Origin of the sequence: Rhizobium sp. Leaf341, from assembly GCF_001424325.1 — a bacterium.
Taxonomy (GTDB): domain Bacteria; phylum Pseudomonadota; class Alphaproteobacteria; order Rhizobiales; family Rhizobiaceae; genus Ferranicluibacter.
On sequence record NZ_LMPE01000015.1, the window covers coordinates 513660 to 530265 of the forward strand.

Sequence of the window (16606 nt, forward strand, 5' to 3'; positions counted from 1 at the left end):
TTCGTGCGCCTGGGGACAGGCGTTGCGCATTTCCCACAGACGGTAAACTTGAACATAATTATCATGTTTACGGGCTGGCAGCGCGACAGAATCTTGATAGTGAAAGTCATCTTTCACCGAGAGACAGGTCGCATGCCAAGCCGCTTTCCCATCCGTACAGCCCTCGTTACCAGTTCGTCGATCCTGACGCTTGTTCTCTGCGACCTGCAGGGACCGGCTTTTGCGCAAGATGCGTCGACCGGGCAGGCAACGGTGCTGGAAGAAATCGTCGTGACCGGCGGGAGCGGCGGCGTGATTACCGGCGATGGCTATGTCGGCACCGCAAGTGCAACGGGTGCGAAGACGGACACGCCGTTTCTCCAGACGCCCCAGTCGATTTCGTCGGTCACGCAGGCGCAACTCGAGGATCGCAATCCGCAGTCACTGCAGGAGTCCCTCGCCTACACGCCCGGGACCCGCGTCGGGGCCTTCGGCTTCGATCCGCGCTTCGACAGTTTCTCCGTGCGCGGCTTCGACGTCACCTATTCCGGAATCTTCCGCGACAACCTGCGCCAGCCGGGCGCCGGCTCCTCGCTGTTCAAGACGGAACCCTACGGCCTGGAAGCCGTCTCGATCCTGCGGGGGCCCTCCTCGGCCCTTTACGGAGCAACGGGCGCCGGCGGCCTCTACAACCTCATCACCAAGCGGCCGACGATCGAGCCGCTGAACGAGATCGAGCTGCAATACGGCACCAACCAGCGCTACCAGGGTCAATTCGATTTCTCCGGCCCGGTCAATGAGACGGATCCCGTCACCTACCGGATGACGGGTCTGCTGCGCGACGCCGATACCGAACAGGTGTCCGTGGCCGATGACCGAGCCTATATCGCCCCTGCCGTCACCTGGCAGCCGGACGAGGACACCAAGCTGACGATTCTCGGGGAGTATTCCCGTACACGGTCGGGTGGGACTGCCGCCTATTACAACGATCCCCTGACCGGTGAGGTCACGGACATTTTCGGCGGCAACCCGGACTTCAACAGCTCCGTCCAGAAGCAGGCGCGGATCGGCTACGAATTCGAGCAGCGGATCAACGACGTCTTTGTCTTTCGGCAGAATGCCCGCCTGTCGACCCTTAACATTGATGCCGACTACGCCTTTGCCTATGCACCCAATGCGCTCGACCCCTCATTGCTCGACAGCAGCGCCGGGACGTTCGACGAGCGCCTGACGGCCGGCGTCATCGATAACCAGATCGAGGCGAAGTTTTCCACCGGCGCCTTCGATCATACGCTGCTCTTCGGCCTCGATTTCCAGAAGCTTCGCTACCGGTCGCTTGATGGTGCGGGCACGGCACCGCCGCTCGATACGGCCAATCCCAATGCAGGGCGCGACGTCGATCCAATTCCTTTTTCAACGCGCTCCGTCCAGGACCAATGGCAGATCGGCACCTATGTGCAGGACCAGATCCGCTATGACGCCTGGACGCTGACGCTCGGCGGTCGCTACGATTGGGTGGACACCGACACCGACGATACCGTGCTGGCCACAGGCGACACGACCACCACCGCGCAGCGCGACAAAGCCTTTTCCGGCCGTGTTGGCCTGACCTACGAGACCGAGTTCGGCCTCGCGCCCTATGCGAGCTATTCCACAGCCTTCTCGCCGAATGCGGGTATCAATCAGGAGACACGCCGGCCCTTCGATCCGACGGAAAGCCGGCAGCAGGAACTCGGCGTGAAATATCTGCTGCCCGACAGCAACACGCTTCTGACCGCCGCACTCTTCAACATCGATCAGGACAATGGCCTCTATTATGAGGTCGTCAACCTGCCGACGGGGCCCGAGAACATCCAGGTCCAGCGCGGCAAGCTTCGATCCCGGGGGCTGGAACTGGAGGCCACGACAAGCCTCGACAACGGTCTTTCCCTGACGGCATCCTACACATACACCCATATGAAGATCGTCGAGGGACCCGAGGAGAGCCAGGGAAACTTCGTGTCGTCAGTGCCCATGCACATGGCGTCCGTCTGGGCGAACTACGATCTTCCCGAAGGCACCATCGCTCACGGCCTGGGCATCGGCGGCGGCGCGCGCTTTATCGGCTCGAGCTTCGGCAACGATAGCAACACCGTGAAGAATGCGTCGCGGGTCCTCTTCGATGCCGCCGTGCACTATGACTTTGCCGCCATCGACAAGAAATACGAGGGTCTGAAACTGCAAGTGAACGCCACAAATCTGTTCGATCGGCGTGATGCCGTGTGCTCGGCGGGTTTCTGCTATCGCGACCAGGGGCGCACCGTGATCGGTTCGCTCAAATACAGCTGGTAGCCGCAGATGGACATGACCCCCTCCTCCACATCGACCGACGCGTTCCGCCCGCCGGAACTGAAGTCCATCTTCACCGGCGAACATGCCTGGTGCGGCGAAAAAATGATGCTGTCACGGGATCTGGCGGGCGCGCAACCGCTTGCCGGGTTCTTCGCATCGGCCGCATTTGCCGGCGCGCTCGACCGATATGCCCAGACGCACGGGGGCCATGACCGCCGGGCTGTCGTCTCCATGTGGTCGCTCTACTACTTCGCCGCCTTGACGATTCCCTTCATCGTGGCCCGCCGGGCGGACTACGTCCTGCCGATCGATCTCGACAGGATGACAATCGCACTGGCAGACGATGGCCTTCCGCGCGCCTTCGGCCTGGAAACCGAAGGCGACTGGAGCGAGGGCAACCGGCAGGAGGGCGTGGACGGTTATGTCGTCCCGCTCGTCCATCAGCATCTCGCGGCCGTGGTGGCAGCCCTCAAGTCCGCAGCGGGCCTTGCGCCCAAACTCGCCTGGAACAATGCGGCCGTCTACATCGACTATGCCTTCAACACGACGGCACCGACGCGTGACAGCGACGGCTGGGCCGCACGGCAGCTGTTCGAGCAGCCTGCTCTGGCCGACGGGACGGCAAATCCGTTCCGCGGCTGTCTGCGGCATGAGCCCGCCGGCGAGACCACGGTTTGCCGCCGCAAGGTGTGCTGCCTGCGCTACCTGCTCCCGGGCATTCCGAGCTGCGGCGCCCTCTGTGCCTTGCCGAGCCAGCGCGGCCCGGCCACGCAGCAGGGACATTGAGGTCGATGCTCTGCCGCCCGCTCCTTGCCGTTCTCGTCTGTCTCATGGCGCTCGGCAGCATCGTGTCATCCGGCTCGGCGATGGCGACGACCTATCCGCTGACAGTGAAGGACTCTCTCGGACGCATCGTAACGGTCGAGGAAAAGCCGAAGGCGATCCTTTTGGGCAGCGGGTTCAACCTCGTCGCCCTCTCCCTTCTTCACCCGGATCCCGTCAGCCTTCTTGCGGGCTGGTCTGGCGATATGAAGGCGGACAATCCGGACATTTACACGGCCTTCGAGAAGCAGTTCCCCGATATCGCCAAGCTGCCGATCATCGGGGATGGTACGGGAGACGGCCTGTCTCTCGAAACGATGCTTTCGCTGAAAGCGGATCTGGCGATCATGGCGAACTGGCAGGCCGATACCGAGCTTGGCAAGCGTGCGATCGACTATCTGGAAAGCACCGGCGTTCCGGTCGTCATCGTCGATTTCAACAGCGACGCGCTGAAGAACACGCCATCCGCCATGCGTCTGCTCGGCACGGTTCTCGATCGCGAAGCCCAGGCCGAAGCCTTTGCGACGTTCTACGAGACGCACCTGCAGCGCATCCGCGATCGCGTGGCGCAGACAACCGCACCCGGCCCGACAGTGCTCATGGATGCTTTTCCCAACCCGGAGACGTGCTGCTACGCCTACGGCACAGGGGGCCTGGGAGCGTTCATCGGCCTGACCGGCAGCCGGAACATCGCCGATGGCAATCTCCCGGCGCAGGGCGGTGTCATCAGCACGGAGTATCTGATCGCCGCCAATCCCGATGTCTACATCGCCACAGGGTCACCCGGCGGCACATACAGCGCGTTCTCCATCGGGCCGGGCGTGACCAGCGGCGATGCCCGCCAGACACTGACGCGGGTCGTCGCCTCACCCATACTGTCCAACCTCAAGGCTGTTCGCGACGGCCGGGTCCATGGCTTGTGGAACTTCTTCAACGCGGTCCCGCTCAATATACTGGCAGCCGAGGCCTTCGCCCGCTGGCTGCGGCCGGAGCTTTTCGCGGATCTGGATCCCGAAGCGACGCTTGCCGAAATCAACAGACGGTTCGCGGCCGTCCCCTTTGAAGGCGCCTATTGGATCAGCCTTCAGCGTTGACGTCTTTTGAAGACATGAAAACGCCGGCGCGGAGAGCTCCGGCCGGCGTCATCAATGAACTGGAAAGACCGAGCTTTAAGCGGCTTTCGCCTTGTCCATCGCCTTGGCATTGACGGCCTTCGACAGCGTCGTCAGGTCGGCGTCGGTCTTTTCTTCCTGCTTCAGCGTCTCGTCGAGCAGCTTCACCGCTTCGTCGAGACCCAGCAGACCGGCCCACGTCTTCAGCGTGCCGTAGCGGGCCATCTCATAGTGCTCGACGGCCTGCGCCGTGGCGAGCAACCCTGCGTCGACGGCGGGCGATCCCTTGAATTCCTCAAGAACCTCTTCGCCTTCCTCGATAATGCCTTCGATCGCGGCGCAGGTCTTGCCGGTCGCACGCTTACCGAAGATCTCGAAGACCTGCTGCAGGCGTTCGATCTGGCCTTCGGTTTCTTCCCGATGCTTCTCGAATGCAGCCTTCAGTTCGGGGCTCTGTGCGCCGCGGGCCATCTTCGGAAGTGTCTTCACGATCTTGCGTTCGGCATAGTAGACGTCCTTGAGCATGTCGTGGAACAGATCTTCGAGTGCTTTCGCTGCCATTGTTCTCTCCTTTGGATGGTCCGCGCGCGATGGATCCGCGCGCCGGTTCAAACGGTGTTCTTGCGCTGGGAGAACTAGACCACCCACCCTTTGTTCCCGCATCTATCCGGCCCCGCGCTTTGACCCCGACATGGGCGCCCCTATATGAACCCACATGGGGAGGCCGTTCATGGTGTGGATATTGCTTGCTGGCGCAAGCCTTCTGATTGTCGGCCTTGCCATTCGCAATCCGCGCTTTCGCCGGATTGCCGAGCCGGCGCTCTCGGTGCTCGTCGCCGTCGGGCTGATCAGTGCTTTCGTTGTCTGGCGCATGGATGACAATGCCAGACCCCGCGACCCCGTATCGCCCGTCACGGCGGACCGTCCTGTCGACAGGATTGCGCCAACCGAAATACGGCTGGAAAACCTGACATTCGAGAAGAGCACGCCGGCCAGCAGCTATGTCGTAACGGCCACGATCCACAACGACAGCGCGGCTTTCCTCGACTATTTTACCCTCGACGTGACGCTCGACGATTGCCCCGGCGGCGCCTGCCGTACGATCGGCAGCGACGACGCCCTGGTCATTGCCCGGATATCGCCCGGCCATTCCGCCGCGCTCCGCACGACGCTCGTCTTCCCATCGCCCAAGACCGGCCCACCGGACGCGCCGCGCTGGAGAGCGACGATCGTCAAGATCCAGTCCTCGCCCGCGGGTCCATGATGTCGGGGTCGGGGCAATGCCTCTCGCCAGGGTCTCGACAGTCACGCCGCAATGACGGAAACTCGGCAGGAAGACCCGCCGCTCCAGGATCCCGCGCATGACCCAAGCCACTGCCGCCGACGATCGCGACCTCGTCATCACCCGCCACATCGCCGCCACGCCGAACGCCCTGTTCCGGTGCTGGACGGAGCCTGCGCTGATCCAGCAGTGGTTCGTTCCGCCACCCTGGACCATCGCCGCAGCCGAGGTGGATCTGCGCGTCGGCGGCGGGAACCTCATCGTCATGCAGAGCCCCGAAGGCGAAGAAATGCCCAATCGGGGCGTCTACCTCGAGATCGTCCCCGATCGGAAGATCGTTTTCACCGATGCCTATATCGACGCGTGGACACCCTCCGAAAAACCCTTCATGACCGGCATCATCACCTTCGATCCCGCAGACGGGGGAACGCTCTACACCGCTCGCGTCCGCCATTGGACGAAGACAGATCGCGATGCCCATGAGCAGATGGGTTTTCACGAAGGTTGGGGCAAATGCGCCGATCAGCTGGCGGCCCTTGCGGCAACGCTCCCAGGGGACGACGGACGACGCGAGCACACAGTCGATTGACAGGCGCCCTGCACCCGTCATAGTGACCCGCATCAAGAGGTTCTCCGGATGTCGAACCATTCGGGGAGTAAATGGGAACGTGACAGGTGGACCCAGTGCGGCACCTTCATCACGGCCGACCCCGCGACTGTAGAGCGGTCAGGGTCTTTCATACCGGACATCCGGTAGAAGCCACTGTGGAGACGGGCACGCCCGGACCTGCGGGAAGGCGAGAAGGATCCGACGATGCCGGAAGGCATCAGACGCCGCGAGCCAGGAAACCTGCCGATTGATGTCGGGCATATCGCCCAAAGGAGTGGGACATGTCCCACGGTGCCATCACGGAGGTTGTCATGGCTGTTACCAACGCATCGGGCGTTTCGCTTTCCCTCAATGACCGCATGATCGCGGCTTTGCTGTCCCTGTTCATCGGGGCGTTTCTGGTGTTCGGAGCGGGCCTCGCCCATTCGTCGGCGCTGCACGACACCGCGCACGACGTTCGCCACTCGTTCGGTTTCCCCTGCCACTAGGCTTGGGATCTCCGACCGAACGCTGACCGTGGCCGAGGCAAACGGTCGGGCTGCGTCCGCCTGAGCGGACCGGCCGAGCAGACGCGCGTGCGATAGCCGGTGCGGCACGGAAGACGGGCCCGATCGGGATCGCCTTCGCGCGCCCGCTCGGCAGCACCGCATCGCCCGCGTGCCGGGGCCACGTATCGATCCGAATCACAACAGGACAAAGCAGGCCGCAAGGCGCTGCTTCAAAGGACTATCCATGATCGTCAGAACCCTGCTGGCCGCCATCTGCGCAGGCCTCATTGCCGGCATCTTCATGACAGCCGCACAGGAACTTCGCCTCACGCCCCTCATCTTGAAAGCCGAAACCTACGAGGCTGCACCCGGATCGGGCGCGACGCCCGCTCACGAGCATTCGTCGCGAGCAAGCGGCACGTTTCTCCAGTCCCTCGCCGCCGCACTCGACCCGATCCCGACCGCCTACGCACATGACGGCGCGGAACACGAAGGGGGCGGCATCCTGTTCGGTCTGAGTCGTTTCTCCGGCACGCTGATTGCCAACCTGGTGACGGGAGCCGGTTTCGGCCTCATCCTCGGCGGCCTCGGCATCGCCTTGGGCAGGCCACCGACCTTGCGCACCGGCCTTGCCTGGGGCGCATTGGGCTGGCTAACGGTTCACCTGCTGCCGGCATTGGGTCTGCCGCCCGAGCTCCCGGGCTTCCCGGCAGGCGATCTCGCTGATCGCCAGACCTGGTGGCTCATGACGACGGTGCTCTCGGCGATCGGCCTCGGCATCATCGCGCTTCGCAGAGAGATCTGGGCCAAGGCGGCCGGATTGGGTCTTCTCACCGTGCCCCATCTCTACGGCGCGCCGCAGCCCGGCGATCTTGCAAGCCCGGTACCCGCCGTGCTCGGTGCGGAGTTCGCGGTCGCCGCGCTCGCGACCACGCTCGCGTTCTGGCTTGTCCTTGGGACCGTTTCCGGCGCGATCAACGATCGCTTCGTCCCCAAGACCTGAGGCGGACGCAAGATGGCCCGGATCGATCGATCCGGGTTAAAGCCAGCCGCCCGTAAAGCCCGCACGCTTCAACCCGCGCCGGATCGGCGCCGACTGTCGCAGCAGGTTCCAAAAGAACCCGGTTCGATGGTTCTCGATCATCATCAGGAGAAGTCCCTGGTCGAGACCGATGCGGCGCGTGTTCATCCAGCCCTCCGCCGTGCGTGCGGGGACGCTCGGATTGAAGCTGCCAATGAAACCGTCCTCATCGACGACACCGGGATAGGCACTGAGGATGTGCCGCGTTCCCGAAAGCGCTGCGCCTTCATCGAACGGCAGGCAGGCGAGCGGCGCCCAGGGTGCCAGCGTTCCGTCGTCCGGTCCGGACGGCGCACCCCGTGCGGCATAACCGGAAAAATGCTGCTGGCGACCATCGCGCAGACGCCGAGACCGTTCCGGACCGTCACAGGCCGTCAGGCCCCAGCAGTCCTTGCCGTAGCCGACGAACGCTTCGGGGTTGCGCGCCGCGTAGTCGCGCTGCACCTCGATCGCCAGGCGCGTGTTCTCGAAGTAGTCGCTGTCATGCTCGGTCATTGCAGCATCGCGGATACCACGAAAATCGATCCAGGCATGCGAGAAGAGGTGAATGAACAGCGGCCCCGCATAGAGATACGGTTTGCCGAACGCCTCTTTCCAATCGCATTGATTGCCGAAGCTCAGATAGCTCTTGGGCGGGATCGGGTAGGAAGGCGATGAGAGAGCCAGCGTGTAGAGGATGATCGCCTCGCTGTAGCCGTGCCACCGAAACGGAAGAAATCCGCTCCGCGGCTTCCAGCCAAGCGCAAGCGTATCCTGCTCGTCCAGTGCCCAGGCCCAGTTGGCGCGCGCATAGACCATGTCGGCAATATCGCGGATTTCCTTCTCGGCAGGCGTATTCTCAGAGAAATAGGCGCCCACCGTGATGACGCCCGCGATCAGCAGCGCGCTGTCGATCAGCGAGATCTCGCTCCGCCATGCCCGCTGTCCGGTCTTCATATCCAGGAAATGGTAGTAGAGCCCCTTGTAACCTGTTGCAAGCGTATCGCGGCTCTGTTCGCTGTCCCGCAGGAAGCGCAAGGTTTTCAGCGCCCGCATGGCAGCGTCTTCGCGCGACAACCAGTCCCGCTCCACCCCGACCGGCAGTGCAGACAGGCCGAAGCCCGTGGCCGCGATGCTGGCCGGCGAACCCTCCTGCGAACTGTCGGCCACCAGGCCCGTCACCGGATCGGTGTACCGCATGAAATAGCGGAATGCGCCCAGTTGGAATCGGTCGATCAGACCGACGTCCGTCGTGTCCTTGAAAAGCATTTCAACTCCTCATACGCGGGCGCGCTCGGCGTGCCACACATCTCGTTCTCAAAATTTATGGTCTCACCAAGTGTTGACATCCTGCAGCCGCTTACCGGTCGCCGCCATCACCCGTTGTGTTAATGTTCGCTTCTACGGTGCGAAGCGGGGATTGGATGACATGATCTTGGCGGGAATTGCATTGCTGCTCGGCCTTTCCGGCGAGGCCCTTCGACCGGGCCCCGATCTGACCGGAGCGACCCCCGTCTGGACGGCGGCCGAACCTACCGGCCGCGAGGTCGATGTCGAACTGGTTCTGGCTGTCGACATGTCCGGATCGATGGATCTCGAGGAGGCCCGCATCCAGCGCGCCGGCTATCTGGACGCCCTGCGTCACAGGGAATTCATCGATGCGGTCCGCGGTGGGCTGATCGGTCGGATCGCCATCAGCTATTTCGAGTGGGCCGGCAGCGTCAACGAGAGCTCACGCGTCGACTGGCGCGTGATTGAATCGGCAGCCGACGCCGCGGCCTTTGCGGACGACATCGCTGCAAAGCCCATCACCACGCGCCGGGGCACGTCCATTTCCAATGCGCTGACCTATGCGAGCGGCCTGATCGACACGAATGCCTTTTTAGGTCAGCGGCGCGTCATCGATGTCTCGGGTGACGGGCCCAACAATCTCGGGCCACCGGTCGTGCCCGCCCGGGATACCGCAGTGCGCAGCGGTGTCGTCGTCAACGGCCTTGCCATCATCATCCGCCCGACCGGCGTGGGCGTTCGGCTCGACCGGTATTACGGTGACTGCGTGATCGGCGGGCCCGGCTCGTTCGTTCTGCCGATCCACAATCCGGACGATTTCGGCGTCGCCATCCGGCAGAAGCTCGTGATGGAAGTAAGCGGACGGCAGCCATCCGTCCGCATCATCCCTGCCGCCAGTCTGGCCGCCATGGATTGCCTGATCGGCGAGAAGATGCGCCCCGGCTTCTTCGGCAAGTAGGCGCAAATCCTTCACGATGTTTCATCGCGGGAGGGCCATCGCGTCGTTATGAGCCGTACCGTCGGCCACAAGGCGATCCGCAAGTCTTGCGGCTGCAAGCCGTCCGGCGACGATCGCGCCCTCGATATAGGTGGGGAAGGACGGCGAAAGCTCGGAGCTCGCGAAGGTCACGCGGCCGACGCCTGCTTGCAGAAGCGCCTCGGCGTCATGGGCCTCGGGATCGACGATCACGTCGCTGTAACCACCGCCGCTCCATCGGTCATCCGTCCAGTCGTGCAGGATGAGTTCGAGCGGTTCCGGCGCTTGCGGGCCGAGCACGGCGGCCATGCGCTCCCGCACGGTCTGCACGATGAAGGCCTCGCCGCGGGCGCGCCAGTCCAGCGCCAGAGGTCCGCCGATGAACACCACGAAACCGGCATGGGTCTCGTCCTGGCTGACGTCGAACGCGTAAAGTCCGCTCACGTCGTCCCACGAGAGCCCGGAGGAAACCGCAGGCGGCCACGTGCGTCGGGGATAGCGCAGCAGGATCTTGATGACGGCCCCGCTGCGCCAGCCGCCGAGCGCATGTGCAAGCGGCGCCGGCAGCGGCGGGTGCTGGACGATCTCGCGCGCCCGGACGGGTGGGACGGCCACGAGCACATGCCGCGCCGTCACCTCCCGATCGTCCGTCGTCACGACGACATGATCCGCCTCGCGCCGAATGCTGGAGACCGGCGTCGCGAGAGAAAGGGAAGGCCCGAGGTCGTCAGCCATGCTGTCGGCCAAGGCCGCCGCGCTGTCCTTCAGGAAATACTGGAGCTCCGATATCTCGGCCGTATTCCGGCGGTCGCTGTCGACGAGATACCAAAACGGGATTACCTCCGCCGGCAGGCACCAGAGCCCGTGCACCATGCTGAGAAACTGCCGCTTGGCCTCGTCCGTCGCCTCTTGTGCGTCGAGCCAGTCGGCAATCGAAAGACCGGAAAGGGCGGGGTCCGCGGGATCGGCAGACGACATCCGTGCGAAGAGCGTGTTCTCGTGCTGGGGAACACGCCGGGACGCCGTCGTCGACACGGTCTTTGCCGCGCCCCTCCAGCGGGTCTCGACCGTCTCGATGCGCGCTGCCCGCACGAGAGCCATCACCTCTGGCATGTCGTCGCAGAGGAATTGACCGCCAGCATCCCGCCGTACGCCATCCGACGTCATGAACGAACGAACGCGGCCACCGACCTCGGCACGGGCCTCGAGCACGATGACGGACACCCCACGATCGACCAGGGCCCGCGCGGCCGCCAAGCCGGTGAAGCCCGCCCCCACGACGATCACATCCGCATCCAGTCTCATGTCATCCTCTTCCCGCAAGCCCGGCCGGAGCACAGTGACCCGCGCCCTTCTGTCCGAAGGATATAGCAAGCGCTGACGGAAAGGACATGCGACCCTTCGACGTGCCGGTACGGACGTCAGGCCTCGGACGATGCCGCCCAGCCTACGACCTAGCCGCACTTTGACGCGCGCCAACCGGCTCCGATGACGACGGGATTCAGGACGTCGCGGTGGGCGCGAAGTCGCGCAACGCGCCGGAATAGGCCTTTGCCAGGGGCGTGGCATAGGAACCCCGCTTGCTGGTGGTCAGCCGCTGGGCGATCAGGGCCTCGGCCTGCTTGACCGCGGCGGACACACCATCGATCACCGGCACGCGATAGATGGTCTGCAGGTCGTGGGCAAGGTCCGCCATCCCGGCACAACCGAGCACAATGGCCTCCGCACCATCGTCCGCAAGCGCACGTTCGATCTGGTGGCGAAGCTTGTCGAGAGCGCCGGACCCTTCCTTTTCGAGGTCCAGGACAGGAATATCCGCGGCCCGAACCTTGGCACGCCCGCCGAAGCCATAATGGCGGGTCAGGTTTTCGAGAAGCACGCGGGACCGTTCGAGCGTGGTCACGACGGTGAACCGCTGCGCGAGAAAGCCGGCGGTGACGAGCGCGCTTTCGCAAAGCCCGAGCACGGGCATGGAGGCGAGCGAACGTGCGGCGTCGAGCCCCGTATCGTCGAAACAGGCGATGACGGCCGCCTCCGCGCCTGCCGCTTCGCCGTCCCGGATGGCCGCGAGCAGGCCAGGCAGCGCAAGCGCGCCGTCGTAATGCCCTTCGATCGAGGCCGGCCCCATCGCGGCCGTGGCCGCCATGATCGTCGTCCCCGGTGCGGCGACGAGGCGCGCCGCCTCCGCCGCCTTTTCGGTCATGGAAACGGTGGTGTTCGGATTGACGACAAGAATGCGCATACGGGACATCAGACCAGCTTGGCCTGCTTGCGACCGAGCATCAGGATGATGCCGAGCGCGAGCAGAATGACGGTGAAGGAAAACACGGTGGTGACCGTGCCGAGCGCGTACAGCACCGGCGTGGTGACATTGGTGGTCATGCCGTAGATTTCGAGCGGTAGGGTGTTGTAGGTGCCCGAGGTCATCAGCGTGCGCGCGAATTCGTCATAGGACAGCGTGAAGCCGAACAGCCCGACGCCGATCAGGCTCGGCGCAATCATCGGCAGCACGACATGGCGGAAGGTCTGCCACGAACTCGCCCCGAGATCGCGCGCCGCCTCCTCATAGGCCGGCGAGAACCGGTTGAAGACGGCGAACATGATGAGCACGCCGAAAGGCAGCGTCCACGTCAGGTGCGCCCCGAAGGCCGAGGAATACCAGGCGGGCTTGAGACCGAACTGCTGGAAGACCACGCCGATGCCAAGCGAGATGATGATGGAGGGGACGACGAGGCTGGCAACCGTCAGATAGAACAGGGTGGTCGCTCCGCGGAACGTGCGCCGGAAAGCGAGCCCCGCCAGCAGCGACACCAGAACGTTGACGACCATGACCATGATCCCGAGAAAGAACGACCGCCGGAACGACGCGCCGAAATTGCCGACCGCCTGCTGCTCGAACAGATTGTAGAACCAGCGCAAGGACACACCGTTCATCGGGAAGGTCAGACCGCCGTTCGGCCCCTGGAACGACAGGATCAGGACCGCTGACAGCGGGCCGTAGAGAAAGAGCACGAACAGCGCGAAGAAAACGGCGAGCACATAGAATTCAAAGGTGCGTTTCTCGTGGTTCATCTCACAGCTCCTTGCGGATATCGACGACGCGCAGGATCGCGGCCACCATCAGGAGGACGACGATGAGCAGAACGACGGCGTTCGCCGCTGCCGCCGGATATTGCAGCAGCGACATCTGGTTGCGCATCATGAGCGCCACCGACGCGCTCTGCCCGCCGGACATGACCTGCACGGTGGAGAAATCCGCCATGACGAGCGTGACCACGAAGATCGAGCCGATGGCGATGCCGGGCTTGGCGAGCGGAATGATGACGTTCCAGAGGATTTGCCAACCTGTGGCACCTGCATCCCGCGCCGCCTCGATCAGCGATTTGTCGATCCGCATCAAGGTGTTGAAGATCGGCGTCACCATGAACAGCGTGTTGAGATGCACCATGGCCAGGATCACGGCGAACTCGGAGTAAAGCAGCCACTCGATCGGCGCGGGAATGATGCCCATTTCGATCAGCGTCGAATTCACGAGGCCGTTGCGTCCGAGCACGGGAATCCACGAGATCATGCGGATGATGTTGGAGGTGAGGAACGGCACGGTGCAGACAAGGAAAAGCACCATCTGCATCGTCGTCGTGCGGATGTGAAACGCCAGGAAATAGGCAACCCAGAAACCGATGAAGGTCGTGAGCGCCCAGACGACGACGGTATATTTCAAGGTATTGAGATAGGTTTTCCAGGTGACCCAGGAGCCCAGCGTCTCCTCGTAGTTCATCGTCAGGAAATCCGGATAGAGACCCGCGAAATCATAGTCCCAGAAGCTGACGACGAGGATCATCAGGATCGGCAGCAGAAAGAAGAAGCCGAGAATGGCGATCAGCGGCGCCGACTGCAGATAGGAGACGGTGCGCGGCGGCAGACGAAAGCCTAAGGCCTTGCGCCCCTGCGCGTTCGTGGCCGGTGTCGGCTTGCTTGCAGCGATGGTCGCCATGGGTCCCGTGATCTCCGTTGTGTCCTCACGCTCAGCGGCGCGACAGGGCTCTCCCTCATGCGCCTGCCGGCACCCTCTCCCCGCCTGCGGGGAGAAGGAAGGTTGTGGCTATCCGCCCGAGCCCATCGATAGGGAAAGCAGGGCAGGTCCTCCCTCCCGCAAGCGCCGACAGGGAGGGCGTGAAAGGCCGCCGTAGGTGCGGCCCCAGCATCAGGCCGCGATGAACTCGTTCCAGCGGCGAACCATGTAGCGGTCCTCGTCCATCACCGAGTTCCAGCAGGCGACCTTGCCCATGCGCTCTTCGAAAGAGCCGCCATCGCGCACGGCCCCGGCCTTCTCCATGATCTTGCCTTCCGGAGACATGATGTCGCCCTTGGCGGCCTTGCCTTCGATCCAGTAGCCCCACTCGTCCTCGGTCATGAACTTTTTGGCGGTGTCCATGGCGGCGGAGTAGTAGCCCTGGCGGTTGAGATAGCCGCCGACCCAGCCGGACGTGTACCAGTTGATATATTCATAGGCCGCGTCGAGCTGTGCCCCCTGGAGATGTGCCGCAAGACCGAGACCGCCGCCCCAGGAGCGATAGCCTTCCTTCAATGGCTGGTACTTGCAGGCGATCCCCTTGGACCGGACGGCGGCCACGGCCGGCGACCACATGGACTGGATGACGACTTCGCCGGAGGCCATCAGGTTGACGGACTCGTCGAACGACTTCCAGAAGGCGCGGAACTGGCCGTCCTGCTTGGCCTTGATCAGGAACTCGATCGTGGCATCGATCTCCGCCTTGGTCATGTTGCCCTTGTCGGCATATTTGATGTTGCCGAGCGCTTCCATGATCATCGCGGCATCCATGATGCCGATCGAGGGAATGTTGAGGATGGAGGTCTTGCCTTTGAAGGCCGGGTCCATGATGTCAGCCCAGGACGTGATTTCGCGGCCGACGAGATCGGGGCGGATGCCGAGCGTGTCGGCATTGTAGATGGTCGGCACCATCGTGAAGAGATCGGTTTCGGACTTCGCGAACGTCTTATCGCCAACCTTTTCGACATAGCCGACCGTGTGCGGCGCCGTGCCCTGAGCGATGACGCTGTCCGGCGTCAGCTTGCCCGTCTTGAAGAGGGGCACAATCTGGTCGTAGTACTTCAGCTTGGAGATTTCCATCGGCTGGATAACACCGGCGGGGAAGACCTTCTTCAGGATCCAGTATTCGATGTCGGCGATATCGTAGCTGTCCGGCTGCGTCACGGCGCGCTGGGCGGCCGCATCCGAGTCGGTTGCCGTCATCTCGAGCGTGATGCCGAGGTCCGCTTTGCACTTCTCGGCAATGGCGTTGATGTTGGAAACGCCTGTGCCGAACTGGCGCAGCGTGATGGGGTTCTGCGCCCAAATGGTCGGGAAGCCGGTGATGGCGCCGGACCCTGCAATGGCGCCGATAGCCGCGGCCCCTGTCTTCATCAGCGAGCGGCGCGTGAGGCCGGTCGGCGTCTTCGTATCCTTGATCTCGGTCATGGTCGGTTCCCCTTTTCTTGTGGTGAGACGGATGTCGTTCTGGGTGGAAAGTCAGGCGGCCGCGCTGCCGAGAAGGACCGCATCCTCCAGGCGCCAGCTCAAGGAAACCGCATCGCCCACGGCGACGGGCCTTTCGAAGTAGTCTGCGTCGGTCGCGATCACCGTAAAGTCCTCGGAACCGGCGCCCATGACGGTGATCTTCACCGAAGCGCCGCGATACTCGACGTTGGAAACAACGCCGTTGAAGCCGAGAGTCTTCTCGCCGGGTTCGCTCAGCCGCACGCGATCGGTGCGGATCCCGATGTCGATCGGGGACCCTTCCGCCCGCCCCTCGCCCGCCACCGTAAAGGTTTGCCCCTCCGGAACCTGCAGCGTGAGGACGCCGTCTGCGCTGGATATCACCCGGCCGGTCAGGACGTTGTGGTCTCCCATGAAGCGCGCGACGAAAGCCGTTGCCGGTCGCTCGAAGACCTCGCGCGGGCTTGCCGCCTGCTCGATCCGCCCGTCGCTCATAATGACGATGATGTCGGCGAGCGCCATCGCCTCTTCCTGGCTGTGCGTCACATGCACGAAGGTGATGCCGAGATTCTTCTGGAGCTTCTTCAGCTCGGCCCGCATGCGGATCTTCAGGAACGGATCGAGCGCCGACAGGGGTTCGTCCAGCAGCAACGCTTCCGGGTCGGTGATCAGCGCGCGCGCCAGCGCCACGCGTTGTTGCTGTCCGCCCGAAAGCTGGGCCGGTTTCCGGTTGGCATAGGGCTCCATCTGCATGAGCCGAAGCATCTCGAGCGCCTTTGCGCGACGCTCCTCCTTGTCCACGCCCTTCATCTTCAAACTGAAGGCGACATTGTCGACCAGATCGAGATGCGGGAAGAGCGCGTAGGACTGGAACATCATCGCCGTGCCGCGCCGGGCCGGCGGAAGATCGGTCACGACCGTGTTTCCAAGCCGGATGTCACCGGACGAAATGGTCTCGTGCCCGGCGATCATCCGCAAGGTCGACGTCTTGCCGCAGCCGGACGGACCGAGAAAGCAGCAATAGCTGCCGGACGGGATCTTCAGGCTGATGGAATGGACAGCCGTGGTGCTTCCGTAGATCTTGGAAACGGAAACGATGTCGATCTCTGCCGCTTTGGTCATGATGAATTCCCTTCTG

Annotated in this window: 16 protein-coding genes and 1 riboswitch; of the genes, 8 read left to right on the plus strand and 8 right to left on the minus strand. The window is 63.4% G+C overall.

Annotation, left to right across the window (positions count from 1 at the left end; all coding sequences use genetic code 11):
- The first annotated feature begins 132 nt into the window (after window positions 1-132).
- From ASG03_RS17150 to ASG03_RS17160, 3 genes are read left to right on the plus strand one after another with little or no spacing between them, the layout of a single operon-like run.
- Window positions 133-2310, plus strand: a complete 2178-nt coding sequence (locus tag ASG03_RS17150; RefSeq protein WP_062694716.1) for a TonB-dependent siderophore receptor — start codon at window positions 133-135, stop codon at window positions 2308-2310.
- Between the two features lie 6 nt (window positions 2311-2316).
- Window positions 2317-3096, plus strand: a complete 780-nt coding sequence (gene fhuF / locus ASG03_RS17155) for a siderophore-iron reductase FhuF (RefSeq protein ID WP_082475823.1) — start codon at window positions 2317-2319, stop codon at window positions 3094-3096.
- Between the two features lie 5 nt (window positions 3097-3101).
- The gene (locus ASG03_RS17160) at window positions 3102-4226 is read left to right on the plus strand and encodes an ABC transporter substrate-binding protein (RefSeq protein WP_062694720.1); all 1125 of its coding nucleotides are present in this window, start codon (window positions 3102-3104) and stop codon (window positions 4224-4226) included.
- Window positions 4227-4301: 75 nt separating this feature from the next.
- Here ASG03_RS17160 and ASG03_RS17165 read toward each other — a convergent pair whose 3' ends face one another.
- The gene (locus tag ASG03_RS17165; RefSeq protein ID WP_062474248.1) at window positions 4302-4805 is read right to left on the minus strand and encodes a YciE/YciF ferroxidase family protein; all 504 of its coding nucleotides are present in this window, start codon (window positions 4803-4805) and stop codon (window positions 4302-4304) included.
- Window positions 4806-4974: 169 nt separating this feature from the next.
- Between ASG03_RS17165 and ASG03_RS17170 the strand changes: the two genes are divergently transcribed.
- The 4 genes from ASG03_RS17170 (at window position 4975) to ASG03_RS17185 (ending at window position 7627) form a co-directional block, all read left to right on the plus strand.
- Window positions 4975-5508: a hypothetical protein gene (locus tag ASG03_RS17170; protein WP_062694722.1), complete on the plus strand. Its 534-nt coding sequence runs from the start codon at window positions 4975-4977 to the stop codon at window positions 5506-5508.
- A 97-nt stretch (window positions 5509-5605) separates the two neighbouring features.
- Complete coding sequence (locus ASG03_RS17175) at window positions 5606-6115, plus strand: SRPBCC family protein (RefSeq protein WP_062694724.1); 510 nt, start codon at window positions 5606-5608, stop codon at window positions 6113-6115.
- A gap of 20 nt (window positions 6116-6135) precedes the next feature.
- A riboswitch (cobalamin riboswitch) is annotated at window positions 6136-6398 on the plus strand.
- 49 nt (window positions 6399-6447) lie between these two features.
- Window positions 6448-6624, plus strand: a complete 177-nt coding sequence (locus tag ASG03_RS17180; protein WP_062474630.1) for a CbtB domain-containing protein — start codon at window positions 6448-6450, stop codon at window positions 6622-6624.
- Window positions 6625-6868: 244 nt separating this feature from the next.
- Entirely contained in the window at window positions 6869-7627 is a 759-nt protein-coding gene (locus tag ASG03_RS17185; RefSeq protein WP_062694732.1) for a CbtA family protein, read from the plus strand.
- Between the two features lie 36 nt (window positions 7628-7663).
- Here the strand turns inward: ASG03_RS17185 and ASG03_RS17190 are convergent, their stop codons facing one another.
- Complete coding sequence (locus tag ASG03_RS17190; protein ID WP_062474256.1) at window positions 7664-8953, minus strand: glucoamylase family protein; 1290 nt, start codon at window positions 8951-8953, stop codon at window positions 7664-7666.
- A 163-nt stretch (window positions 8954-9116) separates the two neighbouring features.
- Here ASG03_RS17190 and ASG03_RS17195 point away from each other — a divergent pair, with 163 nt between their 5' ends.
- Window positions 9117-9932, plus strand: a complete 816-nt coding sequence (locus tag ASG03_RS17195) for a DUF1194 domain-containing protein (RefSeq protein ID WP_062695283.1) — start codon at window positions 9117-9119, stop codon at window positions 9930-9932.
- A 21-nt stretch (window positions 9933-9953) separates the two neighbouring features.
- Here ASG03_RS17195 and ASG03_RS17200 read toward each other — a convergent pair whose 3' ends face one another.
- The 6 genes from ASG03_RS17200 to ASG03_RS17225 form a co-directional block, all read right to left on the minus strand.
- Entirely contained in the window at window positions 9954-11255 is a 1302-nt protein-coding gene (locus ASG03_RS17200) for a flavin monoamine oxidase family protein (protein ID WP_062694734.1), read from the minus strand.
- 196 nt (window positions 11256-11451) lie between these two features.
- Window positions 11452-12192 carry an aspartate/glutamate racemase family protein gene (locus ASG03_RS17205; protein ID WP_062694736.1) on the minus strand — a complete coding sequence of 247 codons (741 nt, stop codon included), beginning with the start codon at window positions 12190-12192 and terminating at the stop codon, window positions 11452-11454.
- Window positions 12193-12200: 8 nt separating this feature from the next.
- The gene (locus ASG03_RS17210; RefSeq protein ID WP_062694737.1) at window positions 12201-13022 is read right to left on the minus strand and encodes an ABC transporter permease; all 822 of its coding nucleotides are present in this window, start codon (window positions 13020-13022) and stop codon (window positions 12201-12203) included.
- 1 nt (window position 13023) lies between these two features.
- On the minus strand, window positions 13024-13944 hold the full coding sequence (locus tag ASG03_RS17215) for an ABC transporter permease (protein WP_062474263.1): 921 nt from the start codon (window positions 13942-13944) through the stop codon (window positions 13024-13026).
- A gap of 210 nt (window positions 13945-14154) precedes the next feature.
- A complete protein-coding gene (locus tag ASG03_RS17220) occupies window positions 14155-15450 on the minus strand; it encodes an ABC transporter substrate-binding protein (protein ID WP_062474266.1) in 1296 nt (431 codons plus the stop codon).
- A gap of 51 nt (window positions 15451-15501) precedes the next feature.
- Window positions 15502-16590, minus strand: a complete 1089-nt coding sequence (locus ASG03_RS17225; RefSeq protein WP_062695285.1) for an ABC transporter ATP-binding protein — start codon at window positions 16588-16590, stop codon at window positions 15502-15504.
- Window positions 16591-16606: the final 16 nt, after the last annotated feature.

Bases quoted from the DNA above. Each gene is read 5' to 3' on its own strand.
- ASG03_RS17200 (WP_062694734.1), bottom strand. From the start codon at position 11,255: ATGAGACTGGATGCGGATGTGATCGTCGTGGGGGCGGGCTTCACCGGC.
- fhuF (WP_082475823.1), top strand. From the start codon at position 2,317: ATGGACATGACCCCCTCCTCCACATCGACCGACGCGTTCCGCCCGCCG.
- ASG03_RS17165 (WP_062474248.1), bottom strand. From the start codon at position 4,805: ATGGCAGCGAAAGCACTCGAAGATCTGTTCCACGACATGCTCAAGGAC.
- ASG03_RS17205 (WP_062694736.1), bottom strand. From the start codon at position 12,192: ATGCGCATTCTTGTCGTCAATCCGAACACCACCGTTTCCATGACCGAA.
- ASG03_RS17210 (WP_062694737.1), bottom strand. From the start codon at position 13,022: ATGAACCACGAGAAACGCACCTTTGAATTCTATGTGCTCGCCGTTTTC.
- ASG03_RS17225 (WP_062695285.1), bottom strand. From the start codon at position 16,590: ATGACCAAAGCGGCAGAGATCGACATCGTTTCCGTTTCCAAGATCTAC.
- ASG03_RS17190 (WP_062474256.1), bottom strand. From the start codon at position 8,953: ATGCTTTTCAAGGACACGACGGACGTCGGTCTGATCGACCGATTCCAA.
- ASG03_RS17175 (WP_062694724.1), top strand. From the start codon at position 5,606: ATGACCCAAGCCACTGCCGCCGACGATCGCGACCTCGTCATCACCCGC.
- ASG03_RS17215 (WP_062474263.1), bottom strand. From the start codon at position 13,944: ATGGCGACCATCGCTGCAAGCAAGCCGACACCGGCCACGAACGCGCAG.
- ASG03_RS17185 (WP_062694732.1), top strand. From the start codon at position 6,869: ATGATCGTCAGAACCCTGCTGGCCGCCATCTGCGCAGGCCTCATTGCC.
- ASG03_RS17160 (WP_062694720.1), top strand. From the start codon at position 3,102: ATGCTCTGCCGCCCGCTCCTTGCCGTTCTCGTCTGTCTCATGGCGCTC.
- ASG03_RS17180 (WP_062474630.1), top strand. From the start codon at position 6,448: ATGGCTGTTACCAACGCATCGGGCGTTTCGCTTTCCCTCAATGACCGC.
- ASG03_RS17220 (WP_062474266.1), bottom strand. From the start codon at position 15,450: ATGACCGAGATCAAGGATACGAAGACGCCGACCGGCCTCACGCGCCGC.
- ASG03_RS17150 (WP_062694716.1), top strand. From the start codon at position 133: ATGCCAAGCCGCTTTCCCATCCGTACAGCCCTCGTTACCAGTTCGTCG.
- ASG03_RS17170 (WP_062694722.1), top strand. From the start codon at position 4,975: ATGGTGTGGATATTGCTTGCTGGCGCAAGCCTTCTGATTGTCGGCCTT.